This window comes from Rathayibacter sp. VKM Ac-2835 (genome assembly GCF_013266705.1).
GTDB lineage: Bacteria > Actinomycetota > Actinomycetes > Actinomycetales > Microbacteriaceae > Rathayibacter.
Genome location: NZ_JABSNQ010000002.1, coordinates 164,764 through 179,849, shown reverse-complemented (window position 1 = coordinate 179,849; position 15,086 = coordinate 164,764). Strand labels below are relative to the sequence as shown.

The following is a 15,086-nucleotide window of genomic DNA, read 5'->3' as shown; positions in this document are numbered from 1 at the left end:
GGGCGTTCGCCCGCCGGACACCTGCGCGCGCCGCCGCGTTCACCTGCGGCGGCCAGCGTGGGCGGGTTCCTTCGAACCCGCTCAGGAGACCCGTGCCCCGTCACTTCGCCCCCCGCCGCACCGCCGGCGCCGCATTCACCCTCGTCCTCGCGAGCTGCACGCTCGGCGCCGCACTGCCCGCCGCCGCCGCCGGCGACTCCTTCTTCACCCGCATCGCGACGGTGCCGGCGTACCTCAACGCCGCCGACCCGGCCGTCGACTCCGCTGTCGCCGAGATCTCGAGCGCCTCCCCCGACGGCCGCCTGGTCTACTCCACCGACTCCGCGGGCCAGCGGATCAACGTCCTCGACATCAGCGACCCCGACGCGCCGAAGCCCCTCGGCGGCGTCGGCGTCGGCGGCGAGCCAACCTCGGTCTACGCGACCGGCGAGTACGTCCTCGCGGTCGTCGACACCTCCGACGGCGACTTCGCGAATCCCTCCGGCCACGTCAGCGTGCTGCACGCGAGCGACCTCGCCCCGGTCGCGACGATCGAGCTCGGCGGCCAGCCCGACTCCATCGACGTCACCACCGCCGGCGACCTCGCCGTCATCGCGATCGAGAACCAGCGCGACGAGGAGTTCACCCCCGAGGGCGCCGAGGAGGGCGACCTCCCGCAGGCCCCCGCCGGCGAGCTCGTCGTGATGGACCTCACCGCCGACCCGTCCGCCTGGGTCGCCGAGCACATCGCGCTCACCGGCCTCGCGGGCCTCGACACCCCGAGCGACCCGGAGCCCGAGTACGTCTCGATCAACCCGGCCGACACCGCCGTCGCGGTGACCCTGCAGGAGAACAACGCCGTCGCGATCCTCGACCTGGCGACCCGCACCGTCACCGCGTCCTACTCGGCCGGCACCGCCTCCGTCTCCGGGATCGACACCCTCGACGACGACCGCATCGCGCTGACCGACTCGATCACCGACGTCCCGCGCGAGCCCGACGCGATCGGCTGGGTCGGCGACGACCACGTCGCCATCGCGAACGAGGGCGACTGGAAGGGCGGCACCCGCGGCTGGTCGATCCTCGACGCGGCCTCCGGCTCCGTGGTCTGGGACGCCGGCAGCACCTTCGACCACCTCGCCGTCAGCCTCGGCCTCTACCCCGACAAGCGCTCCGATGCGAAGGGCTCCGAGCCCGAGGGCCTGCTCTCGGCGACCTTCGACGGCGTGCCGTACGTCTTCGTCGGCGCCGAGCGCGCGAACTTCGTCGCGGTCTACGACGTCTCCGACCCGACCGCGCCGCGCCTCGTGCAGGCGCTGCCGTCCACGCCCGGTCCGGAGGGGCTGCTCGCCCTGCCCGAGCGCGACCTGCTCGTCGTCTCCAGCGAGACCGACGACGCCGAGGCCGCGGTCCGCGCGAGCGTGCAGCTCTACGCACTCGGCGCCTCCGCCCCGGCCTTCCCGACGATCGTGTCGGCCGACGTCGACGGCTCGCCGCTGCCGTGGGGTGCGCTCTCCGGGCTCTCGGGCGACCCCGCCTCCGCCGACCGCCTCTACGCGGTGAGCGACAGCGCGTACGCGCCGAGCACCGTGTACTCCGTCGACACCTCGGTCGTCCCGGCGCTGATCGACTCCACGCTCACCGTGACCGAGGCGGGCGAGCCTGCCGCGCTCGATCTGGAGGGCATCGCCGCGCGCGAGGACGGCGGCTTCTGGGCCGTGACCGAGGGCGCGACCGGGCCCGAGAACGCGCTCCTGCGCCTGGACGCCTCCGCCGCCGTGCTCGAGCGCATCGCGCTCCCGGCCGAGCTGGGCGACGCGCTCGGCTCGCAGGGCTTCGAGGGCGTCACCGTCGAGGCGGGCGCCGACGGCGAGATCGTCTGGACCGCGCTGCAGCGCGAGGCGTCGATCGACGCCGACGGGATCGTGCGGCTCGGCCGCTACGACGTCGCGGCCGGCAGCTGGAGCTTCTTCGGCTACCCGCTGGAGGCGCCGTCCGGTGCCGAGGGCGACTGGAACGGCCTCTCCGAGATCGCGCTGACGCCCGCCGGGACCCTCGCGGTCATCGAGCGCGACAAGCGCAACGGTCCGGACGCGGCGCTGAAGGCCGTGTACACGGTGCCGCTGCCGACGGGGCCGGGCGCCGCGCTCGGCGAGGAGCTCCCCGTGCTGGAGAAGACGCTCGCCGTCGACGTGCTGCCCGCGCTCGAGGCCGGCAACGGCTGGACGCAGGAGAAGCTCGAGGGCCTGGGGATCACCGGCGCCGGCGAGGTCTTCGCGGTGACGGACAACGACGGCGTCGACGACGCGAACGGCGAGACGGTGCTGGCGTCGCTCGGCTCTGCAGTGGACGTGTTCGGAGCGGCGGTGACGCCGACCCCGGTGCCGACGACCGAGCCGACCGCGGTGCCGACCGCCGCTCCGACGGCGGAGCCCACCGCCGCGCCGACCGCGCAGCCCACGTCCGGACCCACGACGGAGCCGACCGCCGCGCCGACCGCGCAGCCCACGGTCGCGCCGACGCACCCCGCGGGTGCCGTGCCGCCGCGGACGGGCGCGGGCTCCGGCTCGCTCGCCTCCACCGGCGTCGAGACCGGCTGGCTCTCGGCCGCCGCGCTGTCCCTCCTCGCCGGTGGAGCCCTCGTGCTCGGCCTCGCCCGGAGGCGCCGCACCGCGCGCTGACCCCGCAGGATCTCGAGACGTCCGCTCCGCGGCCTCCTCGATCAGCAGGACTCTTCTGCTGGTCGAGCAGGCCGCGGCACGCGGCCCCACATGCTGGTCGAGTAGCCGCGGTACGCGGCGTATCAAGACCCGCCGTCCTCAGCAGGATGGTTCTGCAGACTCCTCTGTCGACGCGGGTGGATCTCGATACGGCGGCTGCGCGGCCTACTCGATCAGCAGGAGTACTCCAACGGACCCGCGACGGGCCCTGTGCATCGAGCGGGGCCCTGTACGCGTCCACTCGCCGATGCTCGCCCGCGCGAACGGACGCGCATCGGGCGATGCGCTCCCACCGGGCCCCGTTCCAGGTCCACTCGCCCGCCCCTGCCTGCTGGTCGAGCAGCCGCGGGACGCGGCGTATCGAGACTCGCCCGTCCGGGCACGAGGATCTCGATGCACCAGCTGCGCGGCCTACTCGATCAGCACGAGTTCGCCGACCAACCCGCAACGGGCCCAGAAGATCGAGCAGGCCCCCCACACGTCCACTCGAGGGCGCCGACTCGCGCGAGTGGACCGCCTTCTTGCCGGTCGAGTAGCCGCGGGACGCGGCGTATCGAGACCCACCGTTCTCAGCAGGGCGGGCCGGCAGACTCCCCCTGCTGTCGCCGGTGGATCTCGATACGCCCGCCCCGCGGGCAACTCGATCAGCGAAGTGGGAGGCCCGCGAGACGGCCGGAACCTCCGGCACGCGGAAACACCTCCGGCTCGTCGAATCCGTGGATTCCGACGAGCCGGAGGTCGTTCCGCGAGCCGGAGGTCGTTCCGCGAGCCGGAGGTCGTTCCGCGAGCCGGAGGTGCGGACCGGGGGGTCAGCTGCCGGAGGGGGCGTCCGACTCCTCGGGGGTGGCGGTGTCGCTCGGGGCGTCGGGAGCGTCCCCGGCGGCGGGGCCGGTGCCGGGGCGCGCGGGACCGGCGGGGGCCTCACCGGCGGCCGGCGGCGCGGGCGGGGTCGGCGCGGAGCCGTCGGCCGGCGGCGTCGGGAGCTCGCAGTCGCCCGCGGGCGCGGCCGGCGGGGTCGGCGGCGTCACGGCGTCGCCGTCCGCGGGCGCCGCGGGCGGGGTCGGGAGCACTCCGTCGGCGGGCGGGGTCGCGGTTGCGCCGTCCGCGGGCGCGGCCGGAGGCGTGGGCGCCTCGCCGTCGGCAGGGGCGGCGGGCGGGGTCGGCATCTCGCCGTCGGCGGGAGCAGCCGGAGGCGTGGGCGCCTCGCCGTCAGCGGGGGCAGCCTGCGGGGTCGGGGTCTCGCCGTCAGCGGGGGCCGCGGGAGGGGTCGGCGCCTCGCCATCAGCGGGTGCCGCCGGCGGGGTCGGCATCGAGCCGTCCGCGGGAGGCGTGGGCGCCTCGCCGTCAGCAGGAGCAGCCGGAGGCGTGGGCGCCTCGCCGTCAGCAGGAGCCGCGGGAGGCGTCGGAGCCTCGCCGTCGGCGGGCGCAGCCGGCGGGGTCGGCATCGCGCCGTCCGCACCGGGCGCCGGAGGCTTCGGCAGTCCGGCGCCCGCGGGTCCGCAGGCGGCCGGGCCGGTCGAGGCCGGGCCGGTGAGGGTCGGCGCGTCGCTGGAGTCAGGGGTCGGCGTCGCACTGGCCGTCGCGACCGGCGTGGTCTCGATCGTGCTCGTCGGGCCGGAGGTGGGAGCCGAGTCGGCGAAGGCGGCGGTCGAGCCGATCGCGGCGAAGCCGAGGGCGCCGGCGGCGATGCAGAGCGCGATCGCGCGGGTCCGGGGGCGGCGCGGGCCGAAGCCCGAGCCCTGGGTCCCGGGGGTGCGGCTGTCGGGGGTCTTGCTCATGGGAGTCTCCTCGGTCCGGCCCGGTGCCGTTCCCGTTCGGGAGCGGTTGCGGCCGGTTCCATTTCAGATTCCGAGCCGAATCTGAAGCGGTCCTTAAGAACAGAGGCTCCCCAGCGGAGTGGCGGTCGACGCCGATCCGCGCCCCCTACGGTCGGAGCATGCTCCCCTCCGCCCGCGTGCTCCTCGTCGAGGACGACGACGCCATCCGCTCCTCCGTCGAGGCCGCCCTCCGCGGCGAGCGCTACTCGGTGCGCGCCCTGCCGACCGGCGAGGACCTCGCCCGCGAGCTCGCCGACTTCGCGCCCGACCTGGTCGTGCTCGACTGGATGCTGCCCGGCCCGAGCGGGATCGTGCTCGCCGAGCGGATCCGGCGCACCAGCGATGCGGCCGTGATCATGCTGACCGCGCGCGACGCCGTCGACGACCGGCTCCGCGGCTTCGACGAGGGCGTCGACGACTACGTGGTCAAGCCGTTCGTCCTCGCCGAGCTGGTCGCCCGGGTCACCGCGGTGCTCCGCCGGCGCGGCCGCGTCCCCTCGATCATCGAGATCGGCGACCTGGTCGTCGACCCCGACGCCGGCCGCGCCCGCCGCGGCGGCGAGCCCCTCGACCTCACCGCCACCGAGTTCCGCCTCCTGGCGTTCCTCGCGGGCAGCCGCGGCCGCACGCTGACCAAGACGCAGATCCTCACCCAGGTCTGGGGCTACGACCACGTCGACCCGAACCTCGTCGAGGTGCACCTCAGCTCGCTCCGCAAGAAGATGGAGGCGCACGGCGACCGCCTCATCCACACCGTCCGCGGGCTCGGCTACCGGGTGGAGGCATGAGCGTCCCGGCAGGCGCGGACGCCGCAGGCACCGCCGCAGGCACCGCCGCAGGCGCGGACGCCGCAGGCACCGCCGCAGGCGCGGACGCCGCAGGCACCGCCGCAGGCACCGCCGCCGGAGGCACCGCCCCCGCAGGCACCCCCGCCGCGCGCCCCGCCTCCGCCCCGCTGCGCACCGGATCCCTGCGCCTGCGCACCGTCCTCGCCGTGCTCGCCCTGCTGGCGGTGCTGCTGCTGGCGCTGTCCGCGACGGTGCAGGTCGTGCTCGGCGAGCGCCTCCGCGACCAGATCGAGGAGCGCCTGGCCGATCGCGCCTCCGCGGCCGCGGCCCTCGTCGGCACGATCGCCGACGACGAGCTCGCCTCGCGGCTCTCCGCGCAGGGCGTCGCGGTGCGGATCCAGAGCCCCGACGGCGAGGAGGTCGTCGCCGGCCCGAGCCCCGAGCAGCTGCGCCAGGGGCCGGGAGTGGCGGACCAGCTGGGCGAGCCGCCGAGCCCGCCCGGGAGCACCGGTGCCGCCGTGCCCACGCCCCGCGACGCCACCGTCACCGTCGCCTCGAGCAGCGTCTCCGGCGACGACGGGCTGATCACCCTGCAGTCCGTCCTCAGCGACGGCACCGTCCTGACGCTCAGCAGCGAGGCGGGCTCGGTGGGCTCGACCCTCGCGTCGCTGAACGGGATCCTGCTCGGCGCCTCGGCCGTGTTCCTGCTGCTCGCCGCCGGCGCCCTCGTCCTGGTGGTCCGCGCGACCCTGCGCCCGCTCGAGCGGATGACCACCGTCGCCCGCTCGATCGCGCACGGCGACCGCGGCCGGCGCCTGCGCCCCTCGCGGCCGGGCACCGAGCTCGGCCGCACGGCCACGGCGTTCGACGAGATGCTCGACGACCTCGAGCAGGCCGAGCAGTCGGCCCTGGCCGCCGAGCGCCGGATGCGCGCCTTCGTCTCGGACGCGGCGCACGAGCTGCGCACCCCGGTCGCCGGCATCCAGGCGGCGGCCGACGCCCTGGTCCGCGCCGACGGCACCGAGGAGGAGCGCGAACGGCTGTCGGTGCACGTGGTCCGCGAATCGCTGCGCGCCGGTCGGCTCATCCAGGACATGCTGCTGATGGCGCGGCTCGACGAGGGACTCGCGCTCGACGCCCGGCCGCTGGACGCCGGCGCGGTGGCGGCCGCCGCGATCGAGCGGCAGCTGCTGCGCGGCGACGGCCCCGGCTCCGGCCCCGGCCCCGGCCCCGGCCCCGAGATCGTCCTGCACCGCGACACCGCTGCGCCGCCCGTGCACGCCGATGCCGACCGGCTCGGCCAGATCGTCGGCAACCTGCTCGAGAACGCCGCCCGCTTCGCCCGCTCCCGGATCGACGTCACGCTCGCGCACGTCGACGGCCGGGTCACCGTGACGGTCGACGACGACGGCCCCGGCGTCCCCGAGGCCGACCGCGACCGCGTCTTCGACCGGCTCGTCCGCCTCGACGACGCCCGCAACCGCGCGGACGGCGGCTCGGGCCTCGGCCTCCCCATCGCCCGCGGCCTCGCGCGCGCCCTCGGCGGCGACCTCGTCTGCCTGCCCGGCGCCGCCGGAGCGCGCTTCCGCGTGATCCTGCCGGCCGCGGCGGCCAGCAGCTCAGCGCACGACATCAGCTGAACGGCTGCCGTGCTCATGCTGATCGAGTAGCCCGCGAAGCGGGCGTATCGAGATCCCCCACCGCCAGAACAAGAGCCGGCAGACCGGCTCCGCTGCCGACGGCGGGTCTCGATACGCCCCTGCGGGGCTACTCGACCAGCACGACGGGGAGCCGCGCGTGAGAACCTGCACAGCACATCCGGCGAATGCGCAAGTACGTGTTCAGGGGACGACTCTCGCGCGACGATGGGCGGGATGGACACGATCGACGAGCGCAGCGCCTGGGCGCGGACCGTCGTCGAGCGCGACTTCGGCGTGTGCCTGGTCGACTTCGTGCCGATCATCGGCGGCCTCGATCACGGCGCTCAGGTCTGGTTCGCGACCGACGACACCGGTGCCCCGTGGAGCGTGAAGGCCTCCCGCCGCGACGGCCGCTTCGGCCTCGCCCTCGCAGCCGCCCTCGGCGACGCGCGGGCGCCCGGCATCGCCGCGCCCACCCGCGCCCGCGACGGCCGCCCCTGGACCGAGGACTCCGGCCTCCTCGTCTCGCTCGCCCCGTGGATCGTCGGCGACGACGCGGTCGACTCCGGCGAGGACGCACTGCCCTGGGAGGAGTTCGGCGCTGTCCTGCGCGGAGTCCACGACTCCGCTCCGCCCACCGCCACCGTCCCGCCGCGCCGGGGCATCCGCCGCGCGCCGCGCCCGCCCGCCGCACTGCTCGCCGAGGTCGACGAGCACCTGACCCCCGAGCTCCGCGACCGCCTGCAGGCCCTCGTCGGCGCCGAGCGGCGCCTGAAGCGCTCGCGCACGCCGACCGCGCGCGTCCCCGTGCACGGCGACCCGCACCCCGGCAACGTGGTGATCGACGAGCACGGCACCCCCTGGCTGATCGACTTCGACGAGGCCACGGTCGCTCCCCGCGAGGTCGACCTCCTGCTGGTCGAGCTGGGCGTGATCTTCGCCCGTCCGATCACCGACGCCCAGCGCCGCGCCTTCCGGGCCGGCTACGGCGAGACCCTGATCGACGACGAGCGGATCGCCCGCTTCGGCTGCGTCCGCGCGGTCGAGGACGTCGCGACCACCGTCCTCCGCTCGCTCGACCCGGCTCGGACGCCGGCCGAGGAGGAGGAGCGGCGACTGCTCCTCGAGGGCCAGCTCGGCCCGCACGGCCTGGTCTCGCTCGTCGAGACCGCCCTCGACCGGCTCGGCCGGCCGGCCGCCTAGACCCACCCCGCAGCACCGGAACCACCCCAGCACCAGCATCCACAGCACACAGCACCCGTAGAAGAAGGAACCGCCCCTCATGCGCAGACGACTCCTCCCCCTCGCCGCCCTCGCAGCCTCCACCCTCGCCCTCACCGCCTGCAGCGGCTTCGGCGGCGGCGGCGGCTCCTCGGCCGACGGCGACTCCATCACCTTCACCACCTGGGCCAGCGAATCGGAGCAGGCGGCCTTCGAGTCGCTGATCACCGACTTCGAGGCCGCGAACGACGGCGCGAGCGTCGAGCTCAACGTCGTCCCCTACGACCAGATGTTCAGCAACATCGACGCGCAGCTCAGCTCGGGCGAGGCGCCCGACGTGTTCCGCGTCGACTACGGCAACCTCGGCGTCTACTCCAGCCAGGGCCAGCTGCTCGACCTGACCGACCGCATCGACGAGTTCGACTCCTTCACACCCGCCTTCCAGGAGGCCGTCTCGTTCGAGGGCACCCCCTACGGTGTCCCGCACCAGACCGACGTCTCGGCCCTGCTGGTCAACACCCAGCTGCTCGCCGCCGCCGGTGTCACCGACATCCCCACCACGGCCGCCGACGCCTGGACCTGGGAGGAGTTCGCCGACGTCTCCGCGAAGCTGCGCGCCTCGCTCCCCGCCGAGCAGTACCCGTTCGCCGCCAACTGGCAGCTCGGCGGCACCCCGCGCTGGCTGAGCTGGCTGTTCGAGGCCGACGGCGCCCTGCTCGAGGAGGACGGCACCACGCCCGCCATCGACTCCGAGGCCGGCGCCAAGGCTCTCGACTTCACCAAGAGCTTCTTCGAGAACGACTGGGTCCCGCCGACCAGCTCGGTCAAGTCCGCCACCTACGCCGACTCCTTCTTCACCGAGCAGAGCGTCGCGATGTCCTTCGTCGGCTCGTTCCTCGTGCCGGACGTCGACAATCTCGCCGACTTCGAGTGGACCGCCACCCCGATGCCCGTCGACGCCCGCGGCGCGACCGACCTCGGCGGCAACGCCCTCGTGGCCACCGCCGAGACCGACAACCCCGACCTGGCGGCCGAGTTCCTCTCCTTCATGACCGAGGCCGAGAACATGGCCGAGTTCTGCGCCGCCACCAACGAGCTGCCGACCCGCAGCGACATCGACCCCGCCTCGATCGACTTCGCGGTCCGCGCCGACGTGATGCCCGTCTTCGTCGAGCAGGCCGCCACGATCACCCCGCGCGACGTGCAGCAGCTCACCTCCCCGTTCCTCGCGCAGATCGCCGTCGCGATGCAGGACCAGCTCGAGGAGGCGTTCGTCGGCGGCCGCAGCACCGAGGAGACGCTGACCGGCCTGGGCGACGCGATCGCGCAGGCCACGAGCTGATGACCGCCGTCCCCCTCCGCGGGTCGCCGCCGCGCCGGCGCCGCACCGCCCGCACCCGCGAGGCGCTCGCGGGCCTCGGCTTCGTCGGCCCGAACCTGCTGCTGATGGCGCTGTTCCTGTTCGTGCCGATCCTCTGGGCGATCCAGCTGTCGTTCCAGGAGTCGCGCGGATTCGGCACCCCGGAGTGGGTCGGCCTCGCCAACTACGCGCGGATGGGCGCGGACCCGGTGTTCTGGCAGAGCCTCGGCAACACGCTGGTCTTCACCGCGGTGACGGTCCCGCTGGAGCTGCTCGGCGGGCTCGGGCTGGCGGTGCTGCTCAACTCGGTGCTGCCGGCCCGCGGGATCTTCCGCACGATCATCGTGCTGCCGCTGGTCATCTCCGGAGTCGCCTCCGGCATGATCGCGGTCACGATCTTCAGCGAGTCCTCCGGCATCGTCAACAAGGTCCTCTCCTCGATCGGCGGCTCCCCCGTCTCCTGGCAGTCCGACGGCACCGCCGCGATGATCTCGGTGATGCTCACCGCGGTCTGGCTGCGGATCGGCTTCAACATGGTCATCTACATCGCCGGCCTCCAGGGCGTCTCGCCCGAGCTCTACGAGGCGGCGCGGATCGACGGCGCCACCCGCTGGCAGCAGTTCCGCTCGCTGACGGTGCCGCTGGTCGGCCCGTCGACGTTCTTCCTGCTGATCATGAACGTGATCGCCTCGTTCCAGGTCTTCGACATCGTCTTCGTGATGACCGGCGGCGGGCCCGGCTTCTCCACCTCCGTGCTCGGCACCTACGCCTACCGCAACGGCTTCCAGGTGCGCGAGCAGGGCTACGGCGCCGCGCTCGGAGTCGTCATCCTGCTCGTCTCCCTCGCCTTCACCTACCTGCAGTGGCGCACGAGTCGCACCCGCGACCTCGTCGAATAGGAGCCTCCCGTGACGTCCTCCACCCTCACCACGCCCGCCGCCGTCGCGGCCGCGACCGTCCGCGAGGCGCCGAAGCGCCGCCGCTCCACCCGCGACGGCTCCCGCGCCGGGCTCGTCCTGCGCATCGTCGTCGCCGTGCTCGCCTCGGCGATCGTCTTCTTCCCGCTCTACTGGATGCTCGTCATCGCGTTCTCGCCGCGCGGCGAGGTCTTCTCGCCCGGCCCGCCGCGGTTCTGGCCGAGCGAGATCTCGCTGGAGAACTTCGCGACCGTCTTCGCCCGCTTCCCGGTCGGCGAGTGGTTCGTCAACTCCGTCGTCATCGGCGCCTTCGTCACCGCCTTCACGGTCGTGCTCAACCTGCTGGCGGGCTGGGGCTTCGCGCGACTGCGCTTCCCGGGCCGCAACCTGCTCTTCCTGCTGGCGCTCGCGACGATGATGATCCCGGTGCAGGCGATCATGGTCGCCCAGTTCAAGCTCGTCACCGGGCTGCAGATCTACGGCACCTACTGGTCGGTGATCCTGCCCGGAGCGGCGGCCGCGTTCGGCATCTTCCTCGCCCGGCAGTTCTTCCTCTCCATCCCGGAGGAGCTGATCGAGGCCGCGCGGATCGACGGGGCGGGCCACCTGCGGGTGTTCCTGCAGATCGTCCTGCCGCTGAGCAAGCCGCTCGTCGCGGTGCTGATCCTGCTCACGCTGCTGGGCAGCTGGAACGACTTCGCCTGGCCGCTGATCGCGCTGAAGGACAACGAGCTGTTCACCCTGCCGATCGGCCTGCTCTACCTCAAGGGCCAGTCGACGCCCGACTACTCCGCGAGCATGGCGCTCGCGCTGGTGTCGGTGCTGCCGATGGTGCTGCTGTTCCTCGCCTTCCAGCGCTACTTCGTCCAGGGCTTCGCCCGCAGCGGCATCCGCTGAGGCGCGCGCCCCGGCCTAGTCTGAGAGCGTGAACGTCCGCGAGCTGCTCGGCCACCCCGAGCTGCAGCTCACCCTCGTCGGCGGCGACGACGTCCAGCTCGCCCGCGCGATCTCGGGCACGTACACGATCGACCTTCCGGATCCCGGCCGCTTCCTCTCCCCCGGCGACGTCGTCCTGACCAGCGCGCTCTGGACCTCGGGCCGGGAGAGCGTCGAGCGGTTCGTCGGCGGCGTCGCCGACCGCGGGGTCGTCGCCATCGTCGTCGGCCTGATCGCCGTCGGCTCGCTGCCGGCGGGCATGCTCGAGGTCTGCCGCCGGCACGGCGTCGCCCTGCTGACGGTCGCCCCGGACGTGTCGTTCAAGACCATCGCGCAGACGGTCGCCGGAGTGATCGCGCAGGCCGACCTGCCGACGCTCGGCCGCGAGGCCCGGTTCGCGCGGCGCCTGCTCGCCGACCCCGCCTCGGGCGAGGGCGTGCAGGTCGCGCTGCGAGCCTTCTTCGAGGAGTTCGCGCACGGCAGCTGGGCCGTCGACCGGGCCGGCACGCTGGTCGCCTCGGCCGGCGGGCTGCCCACGGCCGCCGACTACGGCGCCGCCTGGGAGGCGTCGCTCGCCTCCCCCGACAGCCGCTGGGAGGTCACCGAGCACGGCCGCTCGCTCTCCCGCCGCGCCCTCTTCTCCGCCGCCGGCGAGCGGCTCGGGGTGCTCGTCGTCACCGGCGATCAGCGGGGCTGGTCGGACGAGACCGCGGACGGCGTCGAGCTGCTCGCCGGCGCGGTCGCCGGCCGGCTCGACCTCGCCCGCCAGCGCGAGCGCGCGTCGGCCGTGCCGCTGCTCGACCTGCTCCGGGCGCTCCTGCACGACGAGCTGCCCGAGTCCGAGACCGCCGTCCGGCTGCGGATGCTCGGGGGGCGCCTCGGGGCGCCGCTCCGGGTGGTGGTCGCGCGCTCCGACGACACGTCCCTGCCTCCGGAGGCGCTGCTGCTGCCGCTGCGCGCGGCCGCCGAGCGCGAGCACGCGCTGGCTCTGGGCGCGGTGCTCGACGGCGCCGCCGTGCTGCTGCTCGGCGACCCCGCGGAGGGCACGGCCTCCCCCGGGCCCGCGCTGCGCTCGGCCGTGGAGGCGGCTCCGTGGCTGCTGCACGAGCGCCGGATCGCGATCGGCGTGGGCGACGCGTCGCGCACCGTGTCCCAGCTCGGCGTCTCGCTGCTCGCCGCGCGCGAGCGCGCACGCGGTGCCGCCTCGGACGAGGCCGTCTCGATCGTCGAGCACACGGTCCCCGTCTCCAGCGACGCCCTGCTCGAGCTGGTCGCCCCGCGCACCCGCGCGGCGTTCGCGCTCGCCGTCCTCGGGCCGCTCGTCCGCTACGACGACGAGCACCGCAGCGACATGGTCGAGACCCTCCGCGTCTTCCTCGAGAGCGGCGGCTCCTGGCGCCAGGCCGCCGACCGCCTGCACCTGCATGCGAGCACCCTCCGCTACCGGATGCAGCGGATCGAGGCGCTGACCGGCCGCGACCTCTCCGCCATGGCCGACCGCGTCGATCTGCACCTGGCGCTGCGCTTCCTCTAGCTCCGACGCGCCCTCACGACGAGGCTGCCCGATCTGCGCCATTTCCTTCTTCTCACGCCTGAGTGCCTCAACTGCGCCACCGATGCGCGAGACCGGGTCCGGCGGTGCGATCGTCTCCGAGCTTCACTCGTCATTCCGATCGACACCGCCTAGGAGTTCTCATGACCCCCCGCCGCCTCGACCCTCAGGGACCCCGCCGGTCCCTCGGCACACCGCTCACCCTCGCCGCCTCTCTCACGCTGAGCGCCTGCCTGCTCGGCTCCACCGCCCTCGTGGCGCAGGCCGACGAGATCACCGCTCCCGTCTCCGCCGGCTCGGCCGTGCAGGACGCCGCCGACGTGCAGTCCGCTGCAGCGCCCGCGACCACCACCGGGGACGACGCCCCCGCGTCGGTCGCGCGCGACACCGACCCGGCGCCCGCCCCCCGCGCCTCCACCACCGCGGACACCCCGCAGGCGCCCGCTCCGACCGCGACCACCACCGCGGAGACACCGGCCTCCGCCGCTCAGGCGCCGACCGCGCCCGCGACCGAGGCGCCCGCGACCGAGGCGCCCACGATCGAGGACGCGCCGGCCGCCGAGACCGCCGCCGCGACGGAGACGCCGGTCTCGACTCCCCAGCAGCAGCCCACTCCGCCCGCGTCCGCCGCCACGACGGACGGCGTGACCGCGACCGTGCGGGGAGCGCTCGACCTCAAGCCCGGCGAGAAGCCCCGGGTCGGCACGCCGGTGACGTGGATCGTCACCCTCCACAACAGCACCCCGGACGCCGTCGACGTCCTCGGCGCCCTCCTCCACCTCGAACCCGGCGAGAGCGCCGAGGTCGAGGACGACCTCCCGCCGACCACGCTCACCCAGGCCGACCTCGACGCCGGTCACGTCAGCTACCGGAGCCGCTACGACATCGTCGCGCCCGTCGGACACTCGATCCTCCGCGTCGACGGCGACCTCCGCCTCCCCGCGAGCACACCGACCCCTCCGCCGTCGCAGCCCGCGACCCCGACCACGACGCCCACCGCCCCCGCTGCCCCCGCCACCCCCGCCGTCACGACGGACGGCGTGACCGCCACCGTGCGGGGAGCGCTCGACCTCAAGCCCGGCGAGAAGCCGACGGTCGGCACGCCGGTGACGTGGACGATCACCCTCCACAACGACACCCCCGACATCGTCAAGGTCCTCAAGGCCCTCGTCCGCATCGGACCCGGAGAGAGCGCCGAGGTCGAGGACGACCTCCCGCCGACGAGGCTCACCCAGGCCGACCTCGACGCCGGCGTCGTCACGTACCGGAGCAGATTCGACGTCGGCGCGGACGGCGCCCAGCAGATCGTCCGCGCGCACGGAGAACTGACCCTCCCGAAGGCCGCACCGGCTCCCGCCGCCGACCGCGTGACCGCGTCGGTACGGGCGGTTCCCGACCTGGAGCCCGGTGAGCAGGTGACGGTCGGCACCGTCGTGAGGTGGATCGTCACCTTCCACCACTCCGCGCCCGACACCGTCAGGATCGGCGGAACCACCCTCGTGCTGACTCCCGGCCGCAGCGGCTACGTCGAGGACACCACCCAGCAGACGACCGTCACCCAGGCCGATCTGGACGCCGGCATCGTCCGCTACTCGAGCGAGTTCGGCATCGACGGGGAGGGAGGGTCGTACACGATCGCTGCGATCGGCGAGATGCGCCTCCGCGACGCCGACGGCCCCGCCGTCGCCCTCACCCCGGGCGAGCTCCCGGTCGTCACGACGGGCGGCACGGAGACGACCGCGACGTCGGGCACGACGGCCGGCACCGAGACGACCGCGACGACGAGCACGACCGCCGGCACGGCGACGACCGCGGGAGCCCCTGCGACCGCCGCACCCGGTTCGACCGCCGCCGGCGAGAGCGTCGCGGACGGAACGGGCTCCCTGCAGAACGCCGTCGACGCCTCGGCGCACGCCCGCGCAGGCGTCGGCTCGAACTCGACCCCGGCCGCTGCCGACGCGGCGTCCGGCGGCACGAGCGCGAAGAGCTCGGGCACGAAGACGGCCTCCGCGGCCCGTCTCGCCCAGACCGGCGTCGACACGGCGTCCGCGCTGCCGGCCGCCGGGATCCTCGGTCTGCTCGGCGCGCTCGGCGTGCTCGTCGGCGCCCGTCGCCGCCGGAACCGCACCGCCGACTGACCCGTCGACGGACCGCGG

At 74.6% G+C, this 15,086-nt stretch carries 9 protein-coding genes and 1 pseudogene; 9 read left to right on the top strand and 1 reads right to left on the bottom strand.

Going from position 1 to position 15,086, the window contains the following annotated elements:
- Positions 1-683 precede the first annotated feature (683 nt).
- Positions 684-2,261, top strand: a pseudogene (locus HRK28_RS08765) (esterase-like activity of phytase family protein); the annotation flags it as partial.
- A 1,247-nt stretch (positions 2,262-3,508) separates the two neighbouring features.
- Here the strand turns inward: HRK28_RS08765 and HRK28_RS08755 are convergent.
- On the bottom strand, positions 3,509-4,477 hold the full coding sequence (locus HRK28_RS08755) for a hypothetical protein (RefSeq protein WP_173251023.1): 969 nt from the start codon (positions 4,475-4,477) through the stop codon (positions 3,509-3,511).
- A gap of 158 nt (positions 4,478-4,635) precedes the next feature.
- On the opposite strand from HRK28_RS08755, the gene HRK28_RS08750 reads away from it, so the two are divergent.
- The 8 genes from HRK28_RS08750 (at position 4,636) to HRK28_RS08715 (ending at position 15,068) form a co-directional block, all read left to right on the top strand.
- Entirely contained in the window at positions 4,636-5,304 is a 669-nt protein-coding gene (locus HRK28_RS08750) for a response regulator transcription factor (protein WP_173251131.1), read from the top strand.
- Positions 5,301-6,944 (top strand): HAMP domain-containing sensor histidine kinase, encoded by a 1,644-nt coding sequence (locus tag HRK28_RS08745; protein WP_173251130.1) that lies wholly within the window; start codon positions 5,301-5,303, stop codon positions 6,942-6,944. The genes HRK28_RS08750 and HRK28_RS08745 overlap by 4 nt, the downstream gene beginning before the upstream one ends.
- Positions 6,945-7,178: 234 nt before the next feature.
- The gene (locus tag HRK28_RS08740) at positions 7,179-8,147 is read left to right on the top strand and encodes a phosphotransferase family protein (RefSeq protein WP_173251129.1); all 969 of its coding nucleotides are present in this window, start codon (positions 7,179-7,181) and stop codon (positions 8,145-8,147) included.
- Positions 8,148-8,226: 79 nt separating this feature from the next.
- On the top strand, positions 8,227-9,507 hold the full coding sequence (locus tag HRK28_RS08735; RefSeq protein ID WP_173251128.1) for a sugar ABC transporter substrate-binding protein: 1,281 nt from the start codon (positions 8,227-8,229) through the stop codon (positions 9,505-9,507).
- Positions 9,507-10,424 carry a carbohydrate ABC transporter permease gene (locus tag HRK28_RS08730; RefSeq protein ID WP_173251127.1) on the top strand — a complete coding sequence of 306 codons (918 nt, stop codon included), beginning with the start codon at positions 9,507-9,509 and terminating at the stop codon, positions 10,422-10,424. Before HRK28_RS08735 ends, HRK28_RS08730 begins: the two co-directional genes overlap by 1 nt.
- Before the next feature lie 9 nt (positions 10,425-10,433).
- Positions 10,434-11,339 (top strand): carbohydrate ABC transporter permease, encoded by a 906-nt coding sequence (locus HRK28_RS08725; protein WP_367948376.1) that lies wholly within the window; start codon positions 10,434-10,436, stop codon positions 11,337-11,339.
- A gap of 28 nt (positions 11,340-11,367) precedes the next feature.
- A complete protein-coding gene (locus HRK28_RS08720; RefSeq protein ID WP_173251126.1) occupies positions 11,368-12,912 on the top strand; it encodes a PucR family transcriptional regulator in 1,545 nt (514 codons plus the stop codon).
- A 161-nt stretch (positions 12,913-13,073) separates the two neighbouring features.
- A complete protein-coding gene (locus HRK28_RS08715; RefSeq protein WP_173251125.1) occupies positions 13,074-15,068 on the top strand; it encodes an LPXTG cell wall anchor domain-containing protein in 1,995 nt (664 codons plus the stop codon).
- The last annotated feature ends 18 nt before the right edge of the window (positions 15,069-15,086 follow it).

Bases quoted from the DNA above. Each gene is read 5' to 3' on its own strand.
- HRK28_RS08735 (WP_173251128.1), top strand. From the start codon at position 8,227: ATGCGCAGACGACTCCTCCCCCTCGCCGCCCTCGCAGCCTCCACCCTC.
- HRK28_RS08750 (WP_173251131.1), top strand. From the start codon at position 4,636: ATGCTCCCCTCCGCCCGCGTGCTCCTCGTCGAGGACGACGACGCCATC.
- HRK28_RS08745 (WP_173251130.1), top strand. From the start codon at position 5,301: ATGAGCGTCCCGGCAGGCGCGGACGCCGCAGGCACCGCCGCAGGCACC.
- HRK28_RS08740 (WP_173251129.1), top strand. From the start codon at position 7,179: ATGGACACGATCGACGAGCGCAGCGCCTGGGCGCGGACCGTCGTCGAG.
- HRK28_RS08730 (WP_173251127.1), top strand. From the start codon at position 9,507: ATGACCGCCGTCCCCCTCCGCGGGTCGCCGCCGCGCCGGCGCCGCACC.
- HRK28_RS08755 (WP_173251023.1), bottom strand. From the start codon at position 4,477: ATGAGCAAGACCCCCGACAGCCGCACCCCCGGGACCCAGGGCTCGGGC.
- HRK28_RS08715 (WP_173251125.1), top strand. From the start codon at position 13,074: ATGACCCCCCGCCGCCTCGACCCTCAGGGACCCCGCCGGTCCCTCGGC.